Origin of the sequence: Ensifer sp. M14 (assembly GCF_003355565.1) — a bacterium.
Taxonomy (GTDB): domain Bacteria; phylum Pseudomonadota; class Alphaproteobacteria; order Rhizobiales; family Rhizobiaceae; genus Ensifer.
The window spans coordinates 590524-603877 of the sequence record NZ_QJNR01000007.1 but is presented as its reverse complement, the minus strand read 5'-3'; the positions used below and the strand labels follow the sequence as shown (position 1 = coordinate 603877).

Below are 13354 nucleotides of genomic sequence, written 5' to 3'. Positions count from 1 at the left end.
TCGATCCCGTCGGCCGGTTCGTCATACCGGCCGACGGGGCAAGAACTGCGCTGGCGCACCAAATGGGAGGAGAGACCATGTCCGAGATTGAACTCAGGAATGTGGGCAAGAGCTACGGTAGCCTGCCGGTGCTCGATGATATTTCGCTGGAAATGGGCAGCGGCGAGTTCGTGGTCCTGGTTGGCCCGTCCGGTTGCGGGAAGTCGACGCTTTTGCGGATGATCGCCGGGCTCGAGGACATCAGCGCCGGCGAGATCACCATCGGCGGTCGCATCGTCAACGACATGCCGGCCAAGGAGCGCGACCTTGCCATGGTGTTCCAGAGCTATGCGCTCTATCCGCACATGAAGGTCTCCGACAATATGAGCTTCGCCTTGAAGCTTGCCGGGGTGTCGAAGAGCGAGATCAAGCGTCGCGTCGACGAAGCAGCCGACATTCTTGGCCTTGGGCATCTGCTCGAACGGCTCCCGCGCGAACTGTCGGGCGGCCAGCGCCAGCGCGTGGCCATGGGCCGCGCCATCGTGCGCGATCCGCGTGCCTTCCTCTTTGACGAGCCGCTTTCCAACCTCGACGCCAAGCTTCGGGTGAAGATGCGTGGCGAGATCAAGAAGCTGCACCAGCGCCTGGGCAAGACGACCATCTATGTCACCCACGACCAAACGGAAGCCATGACCATGGCCGACAAGATCGTGGTGCTGAACGGTGGCAAGATCGAGCAGATGGGACCGCCGCTCGACCTCTACAAAAATCCGCAGAACCTCTTCGTCGCCAGCTTCATCGGCTCGCCCGAGATCAACCTGTTGCGCGGCGAAGTGGACGGTCAGGCGCTGCGGCTTGCCGATGGCGCCCATCTGCCTTTGCCCACGGGCCACGGGCTCGCTTCGGGGCGCAAGATCGTCTACGGCATCCGCCCCCAGCACATCCACCTTGCCGACAATGGCATTGCCGCCGAGGTCATGCTGGTCGAGCCGACCGGGGACGCGCAGGAGGTGATGGTTCGCATCGAAACCACCGACATCACCATGGTTCTCGGAGAAAGTGCCCTTCTGCAATCGGGCGCGAAGGTGACGATCGGCTTTGACACGGCCAACGTGCTGCTGTTCGACGACAAGACCGGCGGACGCATCCAATGAGCGGTTTCGCAAGAAAGCACTGGGACCCGGAAGCCGAAGGGCCGCTCGAGGGGATCAAGGTGCTCGACCTTTCGCGTCTGGTCGCCGGCAACATGCTGTCGCTGCAACTGGCCGATTTCGGCGCCGACGTGATCAAGATCGAGCCACCGGCCGGCGATCCCTTGCGCGAGTGGAAGGATGAAGGCCTATCGCTGTTCTGGAAGACCTATGGGCGCAACAAGCGCTCCGTCGTCCTCAACCTGCGCGAAACGGCGGACCGCGAGGCGCTCTGGTCGCTGATTGCGACGGCCGATGTGTTCATCGAGAATTTCCGCCCGGGAACGCTGGAGCAGATGGGCTTCGGTCCGGAAGCGCTTCTCGCACGCAATCCCGATCTCGTCGTCGTGCGTGTGTCCGGCTTCGGCCAGACCGGCCCCTATGCGGCATTTCCGGGCTTTGGCACCATCGTCGAAGGCATGAGCGGCTATGCCTACCGCACCGGCTTTCCGGACCGCGAGCCGGTGCTGCCGCCGCTCGCGCTTGCCGACATGATCGCCGGTGTCTACGGCATGTCGGCGACGATGACGGCGCTTTTTGCCCGGGAAAAGGGCAGGGCGCGCGGACAGGTCATCGACCTGTCGCTGCTGGAGCCGATCTTTTCGGTGCTCGGTCCCGAGGCCGCGATCTACGCGCTCAACGGCACGGTCAAGGAGCGCATCGGCAGCGCCTCGAACACCGCATGCCCACGCAACGTCTACCGCTGCGCCGACGGCAAATACGTGGCACTTTCTGGTTCGACGCCGGCGGTCGCAAGGCGGATCTTCGAGATCATCGGACGCGCCGACATGAACGAGGATCCGCGCTTCCGTTCCAACAGCGAGCGCCTCAAGCACCGCGATCTGGTCGATGAGGCGATCGGCGCCTGGTTTGCCGTCCGCTCTCACGATGAAGCCCTTGCGATCATGCGTGACAGTGGCGCCACGGTCGGGCCGATCTACAACATTGCCGACGCGACCGACGACGCGCATTTTTCCGAGCGCGAGGTCATCGTATCGCTCGACGATGCGGAGCACGGGGCGTTGCCCATGCACAATATCGTGCCGCGTCTGTCCGAAACGCCGGGACGCTTCCGGCGTCCGGCGCCGGCGCTGGGCGAACATACGGCGGAGGTCCTGGCTGAGGCGGGTCTTTCCGCAGCGACAGTTGCTGCGATCACCGAAGCTGGTCGGTAAATCCGCTGTCGTCATGGCAAGCCGCCGGTTTTCAGTCCGATTCGTTCGCATGGCTGAGCGCTGCGGCGCCGGGCCTTGCCTGCGCCGCTGGAGGGGTATGGGTCTGGCGCCACCCTCAGACGCTTGGCCGTCATCGCAAGCCTCGGCGCGCTGCCACCGGCGCTTAGCGACGGCGCGTACACTGTCGCGACCTTCCGGCCGATGTCAGCCGAAGAACAACGCGCGCATGCGGGCCAGCAGGCCGCTGCGTTCGCCGCTCAGAATCGATCGGACGAGCCCGGCTGCCGTTGCAGCGTGCACCGTTGCACCGAAGTGGCAATAGCAGATCACGCCGTGAAGCTGCCAGTCGCGCAGTCCGAAGAACCGGAGCGCCTCCCCGTAGGTATCGTCTTCCAGGCCGGCGGCTCGTAGCATCGGGTCGTTGAACGCCACGGAAATTGGCGAGCCGTCGCTGCGCAAGGTATCGCGCACGGCGGCCGACTGATGCTCGGTTTCATAGAGCGTCGCCAGATGGCGGGTCGGGCTCTGCTCGAGAAGCTCCGCCCAGCGTTCCAGGCGCTCGCTGTGGGACATGTTCAGCGGACGGACGTCCGGTTCGATCTGCGCGAAGACCTGCAATTGCTCGCGTGTATGGTGCTTCATTGTCGCCTCCATTTGGACGATAGATGCGCTGCGCCAGCCCTTTTCCCTGCCGTGAGCGTGACTCTTGTCGCACCTGAAGTCCAATCACGATGACGCCTCCTGATCCGCCGCCGAGATGATGCGACGGCGTTGCGTCCACAGGCAAGATGCCTGTCCTTGGGGCAGGACCCAGATTTCGCCATCTTGTGGGATCACGCCGACTGCCTATTGCAAGGGAGGCATCCATGAAGACGAAGGCGCGCGACCGCGAACTCATCGACGCGATGAGACGATACTTCGTGGCAAAGGCCGAGCTGTCCGCGCTGCGGGCGGCACTCGAACAGGCTCGGCGTGCCACGGGTGAAGACATCGGCCGCTTCTATGATCCACGCACCAATGTCGCCCACGCCGATCAGATCCGGCGATCGCATGCCCTCAACGCCGAGATGCGCTTGCTGATGGATCGGGCAGCAGCCTGGGGGCGCCTAGAGGTTGCCGAGCTGGAGAAAGGTCATGCGCCGGAAGAGCCGGAAACCGCGTTGCCGCCAGCCGGTAATCCCCCCGGGTCCTCCCCCGCATAGCCACGGCGTGCCGAGCCGGGCAGCCGATCCGGCTCACACGACAGTCACTGTCCCAACGAAGCGCACCCCGGCGGCATGGACGATGTGCAGAGGCAGATCAACGCCAGCTGCGCGGGCTTTCATCCGCAATCGCCGAAGTGCGGCGTCGAGGCGGCGGCTCTCCCGGTCGGAATGGGTGTGGCCGAGGAGGGTGTCGATGGCACCGCGCGAAACGGTCGCGCCCGCGGCGCTGGCAAGGTGTTCCATCAACATGGCTTCCCGCCCAGAAAGCTGGATCGACACGCCAGCCGGCGCGATCAGCCGGCGTTGCTGCAGCTCCAGAAGCCAGGGCTGATGCGTCGTCGCCGAGGGGCCATTGCTGCTTGCGGCATTGGCTGACGGTGTTGGAATGGCCCGGATGCGCCGTGCAAGGTTACCGATGGCGAGCGCCAGTTCCTCGCCATCCACCGGCTTGGTCAGATAGAGGTCGGCACCTTGCTCATACCCGTTTATGCGATCCTCGCGATTGGCGCGCGCGGTCAACATGATCACCCCCATGCGTTTGCCTGAGGAGGCTGCGCGCGCGAGTTCGAAACCGCTGACGTCGGGCAGGTTGACATCAAGGATCGCCACGTCGAAATCGTTGTGGATCAGCGCGGTGTAGAAACCGATGCCCGATGCGACATCCGTGACATCGATCGCTTGCAGCCTCAAGTAGTCGGCAATGCCGTGCCGCAGATCGTGGTCATCCTCGACCAGGATGACGCGGATAGCCGTCGCGCGCTGATCCTGCACGTTTGCAGCTTGTGAAAAAATGGCTTTTGTCGTCATAAGCGTGCGCGAAACATTCCGGAATAAAATTGAGACCGACCTGCGGTGGTGTGCCTGTCGTCATGCAAGACGAAGCTATCGTGAAGCATGCCATATGGCACTTGGCAGGATGGATCGGTAAGCATGCTCCGCTTCGCGGCCGAAGCATCGGCCGGACCAGCGTTGGTCTGGTGCTTTCTCGCGGTGATCTCAGTGCTATTGCAGCAAAGCTTCGTGCTTGGCGGCAATGGCGCTTTTTGTTCTTGGTCGAGAGCGCAAGACGATTGGCGGCTACCGGCGATCCTCGAAAACAAGGCGAAATGATAGGGATGCTACGGTCATTGGGTCCTTGGCAGAAGCCGTTTTTGGTCATTGCGCCGCAAATTGGAACAAAGCTTCAAATGGTGCATGGAATAGCTGCCGTCAGACGACCGAGCGGTGGCGGGACGCTATGGCAACCTCTGATTTGCCTCGCGTGAGTTCCCGGTTGAATTCTGCGCGCGATTGCGACAAACTCCCTTTCGCAATCGTTTGTCCACACGCTCCCTAGATAACAGGCCTAGAGGCCTACACACTGCCTTTGGGTCTTCTTTTGGCGCAGGGGTGCTGATCAATATTGGCGGAACGGCCCAAAGGTACAAATGACCTTCTTTCTGCAAACCTTTGGTGGCTTGAAGCTCGTTGATTCAGAGGGGCGGCAAGTTGCCTACCCCGAAAAAGGTTTGTTGCTTCTGGCCTATCTGCTGACGATCAAGGAAGGGGCCGAGCATCGCGCCGCGATGGCCACATTCCTGTGGGGAGACGAGGACAACGCCGTTTCCCTCGTCAACATGCGCAAGATGATATCAAGGATAAAGCTTCGCCAAGACGAACTCGGTGCACAGCTCCTCTCCTTTTCCAGCAACATGATCCACGTCGAACGGCTGGCGGTGTCGTCGGATATGGTTTGGGTTGCCGATGAGGATGAGGCGGACCCCTTGCGCCAGTTGCGCAATCTCGCGACGATGATGCATCGCTCCTTCCTGGGACCCGTCGGTTGCCAGAGCCGCGACTTCTACGGATGGTTTTCCGAGCAGAAAGACCGTCAAAATACCCTTCTCAAAGCGCTGCTGAAGAGGGTGTCGCGGGCGGCGCGTTCGGAGGAAGACGCCGAAATTCTCAAGGATGCGGGGATCCTGTTGATTGGGGCGGAACGCGCCGATCCGGACACTCTGCAACTGCTTGTCGAAGTCTTCAACGCCGAAGAAGAGGTCGACCAGCTCCGCAAAATTCTCGAGAAGCGGAGCAACGCGCTGGCGCGAGGTGCTGATCTGGTCAACGCCACGGTGAACCGGGATGCCAGGCAAACAGCAACGAGTGCACCGGCTTACCCTTCTCTCACCAGCATATCAGAGCAACGCCCTCATGCTGAACCTGACGACATGCGCCGGCACGCGGTACCGCGTCTGGTGCTGTTGCCTCCAAGCGATCATATCGGGCGCCCGGACAGCCGCTTCATCGCGAACGCCTTGATCGAGGACATCACGATCGGGTTTTGCGCGTTCAACAGTCTTCAGGTCATCGCGCACCATTCCGCCGTCCAGATTGGACATCAGCTCGAAGACCAGGCCGATTTCTTTCAACGCCACGCCCTCAATTACATCCTCGACAGCCGGATCAGCAATCAGACAAGCGAAGGAACGTTGTTCGTTCAGCTTGTCTTTTTCCCCGATAATGAGGTCGTGTGGGCGGAACGGTTCAGCCTGAGCCAGCCTGACCTCGTCGCTGCACGCCGCGTGATCGCACGAAACATCGCGCTTTCGGTTTCAAGCGAGATCGAACGGCACGAGGCGACGCGGCTTTACAGGGAGCTGAACCCGGCGGCGTACCACAGTTATCTCGTGGGAAGACGGCACCTGAACCGGCTCACGTTGCCCGACCTTCGGCGTGCGCGCAAGGAGATGAAGACGGCTCTCCACGCGAGTACGAATTTTGCCCCGGCGCTGAGCTCGATTGCCAGAACCTATTCCAAGGAATGGCTGCTGACCGCACGGGGCGACATCGAGCTGCTGAAATCCGCCGAGGGGTTTGCAGTGCGCGCAATAGATGCGCGCCGGAACATGGCCGATGGCTACCGCGAGCTTGGCGTCGCCAAGCTTTTGCAGGGCGCATTCGATGAAAGCGCCGAGGCGATGGAACTGGCCGAGACGCTGGGTCCGCACTACGCGGATATCATTGCCGATCATGCGGATACGCTCGTCCATTGTTCGCTTCCCAGCAAGGCGTTGCTGAAGATCGAACGGGCGATCGAGCTCAATCCGTTGAGCCCGGACTCCTATCTCTGGACCGCGGCCGGCGCAAACTACGCGCTGAGCCAATTCGAGACCTCGCTGGACTATATCGGCCGTATGGCCGATCCGAGCCTGGCGGACAGGCTCTCGGCCGCGAACTGGGCGATGCTGGACCAGAAGGACAAGGCGCGTGTCTTTGTTCGCCGGGTGCGCGAAGCCAACCCCAACTTCGATCTGGAGACGTGGCTTGCGGCAGTTCCGAGCAAGGAACAATGGCACAGAGACCTCTATCGAGACGGCTTGAAGAGGGCGGGATTTTAACCGGAGCAATCCATCGTGAGAGGGGAAGATGAATGACCAAAGTTGTTGTGATCGGCATCGAGGGTGAAAAGGGGCTTTGGGTGGTCGATTTGGACGCTCGCAGTGTCGAGCCTCTCGAAACGCCGAAGTCAGGCGGACTGAAGACGGTCGCGGATCTGCGCGCAACAGGGGCGAGCGTGATCAAGGGTGCGGATGTGGCGCTGGTCGTCAAATCGGCTGCCGCAGCGTCGTCGGGCCACTACGAGGGGTAAGCGCTGGCGCGTGAATGCAAGGCTCGATCGCTGCCGACTGCGCGATGCGGACGGTGGCGACGGCTGCCTCGGTTTTGTGGTGGCGTCGCCTCTCGAGGTCTGCTGCCTGACCTTTGAATGGCGATCGGGGTGGCGGGGAACTTGCCGACCGGGTCTAGGGTGTTCCTGCGCCGCGCGTCACAAGGCGCAGGACCGTTGTTGCGCGGCCCGTCGATGTCAGACGGCCATCCGTGCCGGCGCGACCCTCTCGATCTACCCCATGGACTTCGAGTAGACCCTCAGCTTCGCAACCTGTTTGTAGTCGCTGGCCTTGTAGTATTCCGCGGCGGCTCCCTGGCTTTGCGACAAGAGCCAAGCGCTTGAAAAGCCGGCGTCGTGCGCTTCTGCTTCGAGCAGCTTAAGCAGCCGCTTACCAATGCCTCTGCCTTGATGAGATGGAAGGACAGCGATCTCGGGTATGTAGAGGCCCCTGCCGGAAGCGGATGTGTGCGGGAGGCCGATGGCAAAACCGAGCAATTGTCCGGCCTCAAGGGCTCCGACCCCCATCCAGCCCGGCGTGGTCGTCAATTCGCCCATGCGCGCCGTCGCCCCCTCCCGCGACCACTTTTCATTCCAAGGCGGCTCTACGTAAGCCTGCACGATGATCGTCGCTGCCTGTGACGCCTGGTCCTCATTTATCCGTTGAAAGATGACCGGCATCCAGGCTCCGCTTTGACTGTATTCCTCAAATCGGCATTGATCCAAGGAGGAAATTGTAACGCGCTACTGCGACAGAAGTGTCGCTTATTGAGTATTCCAATCCTCGAAGAATAACAACTCTACGGTATTGTCTGTTGCACTTAAAACGCACTGATTGAAATCGGGGTATTGCAGGCGACGGTCGGTCTTAAGCCAGGTGCGAACGCAACCGGTTGTCTGATCCGAATGTCTCGTGACGTCATCGGCCGTCTTGCAGCGATCGAAGATAGCGTGGGATCGTTCGCTGAAAGACAGCGCTTACGGTCTCTTTTCCTTCGAGCATGCAGAGAAGTCCGCCCCCCTCGATCAAGGCCAGGCATTGGTCGGCAACGACGTCCGGCAACAGGCAAGAGCGCAGTCGCCCCGCCTCCTGATCTTGCCGCACGGCCGCGGCAATCTCAGCGCGTGCTGTCGCGATCTTAAGCGTTATCACGGACTTCACCTTCGGCAAGATTGAGAAGATAAAGCGATAATAAGCGTTCACGTCGGTCGTGAAGGTGGCGATCTCTGCAATGAGGCGCTCATAGCCGGCGCACAGTTCATAGATTATTTGCTCAAGGTTCGCGTCGCTTCCTGGCCGGGCGGCAGTCTCTTCGGGTTCAAAAAAGCGAACAAAGAAATACTCGATCGCGGCGTCGTGCAGCGCGTCCTTGTCCTTGAAGTGGTGATAGACAGCGCCTTTCGACAGGCCGGATGCTGTCACCAGATCCGACATGCTGGCATTCTCGTATCCACGTTCCAGAAACAGCCGGAATGCGCACTCGATGATGGAGGTCTTGGTGTCTTTCACGATGTCTCCTAAGTGGGTCGGACCATGGCCTCGGCGTAAGTCCGCCGACATCGACCCGGGCCAACCTGTTGAAACCGCCCTGCAAACCCAGAAGAACAGTGTCCCTGTTGCCTTTATCGAGCGCAGTGCCGGGCGAACGCGGTTGGTATCGGGATCGCTCGACCGCGCCCTGATGCCGGTTTGTCGAGATCTCGAATGAGAACGCCATCGATCAAGCCCGTCCTTCTGGCGCGCAGCCCGATTGGGCACAGGGATAGTGATCCACTGCAAAGCTGAAGAGGACCTTCAGCATGAACAGGGCGAAAACGATCGACATGAAGGGGGACAAGCCGGGGGATAGCGCGAGCCAGCTCAGGCCTGCTGCCAGCAGAAACCCACCGGCAAACGTCTGTAGCGGGTTTGATTTCAACACGTTGACGACAACGGCACCGGCGATCGTGTAGCTCCACACGGCCAAAGAAGCCGCGAAGTCGGTGCTGAGCAGAAGGGCAACGATGATCGCGTGGATATGGATTGCGATGAAGATCCAGCGGTTGCGCGGCCGAGCGGCGTAAAAGTCGTTCGTGGATCGCGTGAAGTTTGCGACGCAACCGGCAGCGATATCGAGCACAAGGATCAGCGCCAACGCGCTTCTCCACGATGGCACTGACGTCAGCAAATCCGGAAATCTGGTGGCGAGGGCGACAGGCAGAGCGATGCCGAATGCCACTGTCGCGGCCAGTTCCGGCAGCGTTTGCTGCAACCCGAAGACATCGTGGAGATGGCGATGCATGGCGATGGGCTTCAACAGGCATCTCCCTCAAAAAACCGAACGGTCGGTTTGTCTCATGCTGTGTCTCTGGCGTCAATGCCTACCAGCGAGACGGCGAAGCTCTGTCTGCGGACGGTGGTGCAACGCGGAGACTATGCGGGAGGGGGGCTTACCGATCGCGTGAGGTCACCGAACGACTTCGGAAGGCTGGATGCGAACGCAGGACGGCAGAGACGTCGGTCGGCTGGTTTCAGCTGCCGATCGTAGGGCCCACCCGGCATGCCGGGTTGCCCGCCGTCGGACGCAAAGAGGCCGGCAAGAATGCCGGCCTCCGTCGTCTGTTGTTCCAATCTTGCAGCCCGAAGAAATCAGGCGGCCTGAAGAGCGGCGTCCGGTTCCGGATCTTCAATCGACTTTCCGGCATTGTAAACAGTCTCGTCGAGAATGCCTTCGCGCTTGGCAACGATCGTCGGCACCAGGGCCTGTCCGGCAACGTTGACGGCGGTGCGCCCCATGTCGAGGATTGGGTCGATGGCGAGCAGCAGGCCCACACCCTCGAGCGGAAGGCCAAGCGTCGAAAGAGTGAGCGTCAGCATGACGGTGGCGCCGGTGAGGCCGGCGGTCGCTGCCGAGCCGAGCACGGAGACGAAGACGATCAGCACGTATTCCTGGATCCCGAGCGGCACGCCAAAGAACTGGGCGATGAAGATCGCCGAGATCGCCGGATAAATGGCAGCGCAACCGTCCATCTTGGTCGTCGCGCCGAGCGGCACGGCAAAGGCGGCGTATTCGCGGGGCACGCCGAGGCTCTTTTCGGTCACGGTTTCGGTGACGGGCAGGGTGCCGACCGAAGACCGCGACACGAAAGCCAACTGGATGGCCGGCCAGGCGCCGGCGAAGAAGCGCGCGGGCTTCAGGCCATGGGCGACCAGCAGTGCCGGATAGACGACGAACAACACGATGGCGAGGCCGATATAGACCGCGGCTGCATACCAGCCGAGCTGGGCCAGCGTTCCCCAGCCATATTGCGCCACGGCGCGGCCGAGCAGGCCGATGGTGCCGATCGGCGTCAGCCGAATGACCCACCAGAGGATCTTGCGGACAATGACGAGCAGCGACTGGTTGAAGGCGAGGAACGGTTTGGCTGCGTCACCTGCCTTCAGCGCGGCAGCGCCGAATACGATCGAGACGACAAGGATCTGCAGCACGTTGAAGTTCAGCGACGTGCTGGCGCTTCCCTCCGTCAGCTTGGTGCTTGCCTCCAGGCCCAGAATATTGGCGGGGACCAGGCCCTTGAGGAAATCGAGCCACGAGCCGGCATAGGACGGTGCTTTGGCAGCTTCCTGCGAAACGGCCGAGCCGATGCCGGGCTGGATGACGAGGCCGAGCGCAATCGCGATGACAACGGCGATGAGCGAGGTGATCGCGAACCAGAGAAGCGTTTGCCAGACCAGCTTTGCCGCATTCTGCAGCGTCGCCAGATTGGCGATGGAGGCAACGATCGCCGTGAAGACGAGCGGCGGGACCAGGGCGCGCAGAAGCTGCACGAAGATAGTGCCGATCGTCTGCAGCGTCACGGTCAGCCAGTTGGGGTTGCCGGCCGCGTCGGCGCCCATGTTTCGGGCGATGAGGCCGAGCAACAGGCCGATGACCATGGCCGCGAGAACCTGGAAGCCGAACGACAGGAAAAACGGCTTCGGCGGGGATTTGATAGAAGCTTGGGACACGATTTACACTCGATTGATTGATGGAGCGGAGCGTCTGGGAGGTAGCGTCCGCAACGAGGGCAAATTAGTCAAGGTTGCAAAGGAGTTTAAGCAACCGTTTGGCTCGGGACCAATCATGGGTGGAATAATTTTCCTGACCGGCGAAATCCGCGGCTGTGGCGCGTATTCCCCCCTCATGGCAATCCGACGTCACTGCCCTATCTGAAGCCCGTGGATTTCACCTGGAGGAGACGGAGCATGCAGATCAATCGCACGGGACAGGCCAAATGGGCCGGCGGTCTCAAGGATGGCAAAGGCCAGATCTCGACGCAGAGCGGCGCGCTCAAAGAGTATCCCTACGGCTTTGCGGCGCGCTTCGAAGGTGTGCCCGGTACCAACCCGGAGGAACTCATCGGTGCAGCGCACGCCGGCTGCTTTACCATGGCCTTGTCGTTGATTTTGGGAGAGGCCGGCCTTACGGCTGACAGCATGGAGACCACCGCCAAGGTCACGCTCGAATCCGTCGCCGACGGCTTTGCCATCACTGCCATCCATCTGTCCCTGAAGGGACGTGTGCCGGGGGCGGATCTCGCAAAGTTCACCGAACTCGCCAACAAGGCGAAAGCGGGATGCCCGGTTTCAAAGGCGCTTGGTGCGGTTCCCATCACACTTGACGTCAGCTTGGCATGAGCGACGTCAGCCTGGCATGAGCGACGTCAGCCTGGCATGAGCGACGTCAGCCTGGCATGAGCGACGTCAGCCTGGCATGAGCGACGTCAGCCTGGCATGAGCGACGTCAGCCTGGCATGAGCGACGTCAGCCTGGCATGAGCGATGTCAGCCTGGCATGAGCGTGAACCCGGACATGAGGCGGGCGCCTATCGCGATAGGCGCGCCGCGACGGCAGTGTCCGGTTGCTCAACGCCAGCCGAGCGCGGGAGCGACGTGCTTGAGTATCGCTTCAATGATGTGGGCGTTGTAGTCGACGCCGAGCTGGTTGGGGACGGTCAACAGCAGCGTATCGGCTTCCGCCACCGCTTCATCACCGGCAAGCTGTTTGATCAGCGCGTCCGGCTCGGCGGCGTAGGATCTGCCGAAGATCGCCCTTGTGTTTTCGTCGATGAAGCCGATCGTATCCTGTTCCTTGCCGCTTTGGCCGAAATAGGCACGGTCGCGATCATCGACGATCGCAAAGATGCTGCGGCTGACGGAGACCCGGGGCGTGCGGGTGTGGCCCGCTTCCTTCCACGCCTGCCGATAGGCGCGGATCTGCGCGGCTTGCTGCACGTGGAACGGCTCGCCGGTCTCGTCGTCCTTCAGCGTCGAACTCTGCAGGTTCATGCCGAGCTTGGCCGCCCAGACGGCGGTGGCATTCGAGCTTGAGCCCCACCAGATGCGGTCGAGCAGCCCTTCGGAATGGGGCTCGAGCCGCAGCAAGCCCGGCGGGTTCGGGAACATCGGCCGCGGGTTCGGCTGGCCGAAGCCGTTGCCTTTCAACGCTTCGAGAAACACTTCCGCGTGACTGCGGCCCATGTCGGCATCCGATGCGCCGTCCTGCGGGACGTAACCGAAATAGCGCCAGCCATCGATCACCTGTTCGGGCGAGCCGCGGCTGAGACCGAGCTGCAGGCGGGAGCCCGAGATCAGGTCGGCGGCACCGGCGTCTTCGGCCATATAGAGCGGGTTTTCGTAGCGCATGTCGATGACGGCGGTGCCGATCTCGATGCGCTTCGTCCGAGCGCCGACGGCGGCCAGCAGTGGGAAGGGCGAAGCCAGCTGCCGGGCAAAATGATGCACGCGGAAATAGGCACCGTCAGCGCCCAGCTCTTCGGCGGCGACCGCAAGGTCAATCGACTGCAGCAGTGCGTCGGCCGCCGAGCGGGTCTGCGACTGGGAGGAGGCTGTCCAATGGCCGAAGGAAAGAAATCCGATTGTCTTCATGATAGCGCCGCCTGGGACTGTGTCAGTGATACCATCCTAGATGGCATAAGTCAGGCTCGCACGACAGCCGTGGAGGGTCGAACGCTGTGTTTCCGATCTGCTCATGAATCATCATGTTGCACCAACCTCCAAACACGCAATGCTTGTCATTCATATCCAGCGCCCCAAGGCCATGGCGGAGCCGAAAGCCGTGACCTGCAGGCGTAACCCTGGCGGGAACATGGATGCGGTTCCCGACGAAACAGCATGGTA

13 protein-coding genes are annotated in these 13354 nt (G+C 61.6%); 6 read left to right on the top strand and 7 right to left on the bottom strand.

All coding sequences use genetic code 11. From position 1 onward, the window contains the following. Positions 1-77 precede the first annotated feature (77 nt). Together ugpC and BLJAPNOD_RS24500 are read left to right on the top strand one after the other, a co-directional pair. Complete coding sequence (gene ugpC / locus BLJAPNOD_RS24505) at positions 78-1133, top strand: sn-glycerol-3-phosphate ABC transporter ATP-binding protein UgpC (RefSeq protein ID WP_115421759.1); 1056 nt, start codon at positions 78-80, stop codon at positions 1131-1133. After that, complete coding sequence (locus tag BLJAPNOD_RS24500) at positions 1130-2344, top strand: CoA transferase (protein ID WP_077501737.1); 1215 nt, start codon at positions 1130-1132, stop codon at positions 2342-2344. Before ugpC ends, BLJAPNOD_RS24500 begins: the two co-directional genes overlap by 4 nt. Positions 2345-2548: 204 nt before the next feature. Here BLJAPNOD_RS24500 and BLJAPNOD_RS24495 read toward each other — a convergent pair whose 3' ends face one another. Then, positions 2549-2986 (bottom strand): hypothetical protein, encoded by a 438-nt coding sequence (locus BLJAPNOD_RS24495; RefSeq protein ID WP_077501804.1) that lies wholly within the window; start codon positions 2984-2986, stop codon positions 2549-2551. A gap of 224 nt (positions 2987-3210) precedes the next feature. On the opposite strand from BLJAPNOD_RS24495, the gene BLJAPNOD_RS24490 reads away from it, so the two are divergent. Next, on the top strand, positions 3211-3546 hold the full coding sequence (locus BLJAPNOD_RS24490) for a hypothetical protein (protein WP_244611068.1): 336 nt from the start codon (positions 3211-3213) through the stop codon (positions 3544-3546). A 33-nt stretch (positions 3547-3579) separates the two neighbouring features. Here BLJAPNOD_RS24490 and BLJAPNOD_RS24485 read toward each other — a convergent pair whose 3' ends face one another. Continuing rightward, the gene (locus BLJAPNOD_RS24485) at positions 3580-4320 is read right to left on the bottom strand and encodes a response regulator transcription factor (RefSeq protein ID WP_158556163.1); all 741 of its coding nucleotides are present in this window, start codon (positions 4318-4320) and stop codon (positions 3580-3582) included. A gap of 656 nt (positions 4321-4976) precedes the next feature. Here BLJAPNOD_RS24485 and BLJAPNOD_RS24475 point away from each other — a divergent pair. Both BLJAPNOD_RS24475 and BLJAPNOD_RS24470 read left to right on the top strand, forming a co-directional pair. After that, positions 4977-6926, top strand: coding sequence for a hypothetical protein (locus BLJAPNOD_RS24475; RefSeq protein WP_077501741.1), 1950 nt, complete (start codon positions 4977-4979; stop codon positions 6924-6926). A 32-nt stretch (positions 6927-6958) separates the two neighbouring features. After that, on the top strand, positions 6959-7177 hold the full coding sequence (locus BLJAPNOD_RS24470) for a hypothetical protein (RefSeq protein WP_077501743.1): 219 nt from the start codon (positions 6959-6961) through the stop codon (positions 7175-7177). Positions 7178-7429: 252 nt separating this feature from the next. On the opposite strand, the gene BLJAPNOD_RS24465 is transcribed toward BLJAPNOD_RS24470, so the two are convergent. The 4 genes from BLJAPNOD_RS24465 to BLJAPNOD_RS24450 form a co-directional block, all read right to left on the bottom strand. Then, a complete protein-coding gene (locus BLJAPNOD_RS24465; RefSeq protein WP_077501745.1) occupies positions 7430-7876 on the bottom strand; it encodes a GNAT family N-acetyltransferase in 447 nt (148 codons plus the stop codon). Positions 7877-8114: 238 nt separating this feature from the next. Further along, entirely contained in the window at positions 8115-8705 is a 591-nt protein-coding gene (locus BLJAPNOD_RS24460) for a TetR/AcrR family transcriptional regulator (RefSeq protein ID WP_158556162.1), read from the bottom strand. Between the two features lie 211 nt (positions 8706-8916). Further along, complete coding sequence (locus BLJAPNOD_RS24455; RefSeq protein ID WP_077501749.1) at positions 8917-9492, bottom strand: hypothetical protein; 576 nt, start codon at positions 9490-9492, stop codon at positions 8917-8919. 332 nt (positions 9493-9824) lie between these two features. Further along, complete coding sequence (locus BLJAPNOD_RS24450; RefSeq protein ID WP_077501751.1) at positions 9825-11183, bottom strand: dicarboxylate/amino acid:cation symporter; 1359 nt, start codon at positions 11181-11183, stop codon at positions 9825-9827. Between the two features lie 237 nt (positions 11184-11420). Between BLJAPNOD_RS24450 and BLJAPNOD_RS24445 the strand changes: the two genes are divergently transcribed. Then, positions 11421-11852 carry an OsmC family protein gene (locus tag BLJAPNOD_RS24445; RefSeq protein ID WP_077501754.1) on the top strand — a complete coding sequence of 144 codons (432 nt, stop codon included), beginning with the start codon at positions 11421-11423 and terminating at the stop codon, positions 11850-11852. Positions 11853-12079: 227 nt separating this feature from the next. On the opposite strand, the gene BLJAPNOD_RS24440 is transcribed toward BLJAPNOD_RS24445, so the two are convergent. Then, positions 12080-13102 (bottom strand): LLM class flavin-dependent oxidoreductase, encoded by a 1023-nt coding sequence (locus BLJAPNOD_RS24440; protein WP_115421756.1) that lies wholly within the window; start codon positions 13100-13102, stop codon positions 12080-12082. Positions 13103-13354 lie beyond the last annotated feature (252 nt).

What these genes read in the sequence shown, in the direction of transcription:
- ugpC (WP_115421759.1), top strand. Translation starts at nt 78, where the DNA reads ATGTCCGAGATTGAACTCAGGAATGTGGGCAAGAGCTACGGTAGCCTG.
- BLJAPNOD_RS24500 (WP_077501737.1), top strand. Translation starts at nt 1,130, where the DNA reads ATGAGCGGTTTCGCAAGAAAGCACTGGGACCCGGAAGCCGAAGGGCCG.
- BLJAPNOD_RS24495 (WP_077501804.1), bottom strand. Translation starts at nt 2,986, where the DNA reads ATGAAGCACCATACACGCGAGCAATTGCAGGTCTTCGCGCAGATCGAA.
- BLJAPNOD_RS24490 (WP_244611068.1), top strand. Translation starts at nt 3,211, where the DNA reads ATGAAGACGAAGGCGCGCGACCGCGAACTCATCGACGCGATGAGACGA.
- BLJAPNOD_RS24475 (WP_077501741.1), top strand. Translation starts at nt 4,977, where the DNA reads ATGACCTTCTTTCTGCAAACCTTTGGTGGCTTGAAGCTCGTTGATTCA.
- BLJAPNOD_RS24470 (WP_077501743.1), top strand. Translation starts at nt 6,959, where the DNA reads ATGACCAAAGTTGTTGTGATCGGCATCGAGGGTGAAAAGGGGCTTTGG.
- BLJAPNOD_RS24465 (WP_077501745.1), bottom strand. Translation starts at nt 7,876, where the DNA reads ATGCCGGTCATCTTTCAACGGATAAATGAGGACCAGGCGTCACAGGCA.
- BLJAPNOD_RS24445 (WP_077501754.1), top strand. Translation starts at nt 11,421, where the DNA reads ATGCAGATCAATCGCACGGGACAGGCCAAATGGGCCGGCGGTCTCAAG.
- BLJAPNOD_RS24440 (WP_115421756.1), bottom strand. Translation starts at nt 13,102, where the DNA reads ATGAAGACAATCGGATTTCTTTCCTTCGGCCATTGGACAGCCTCCTCC.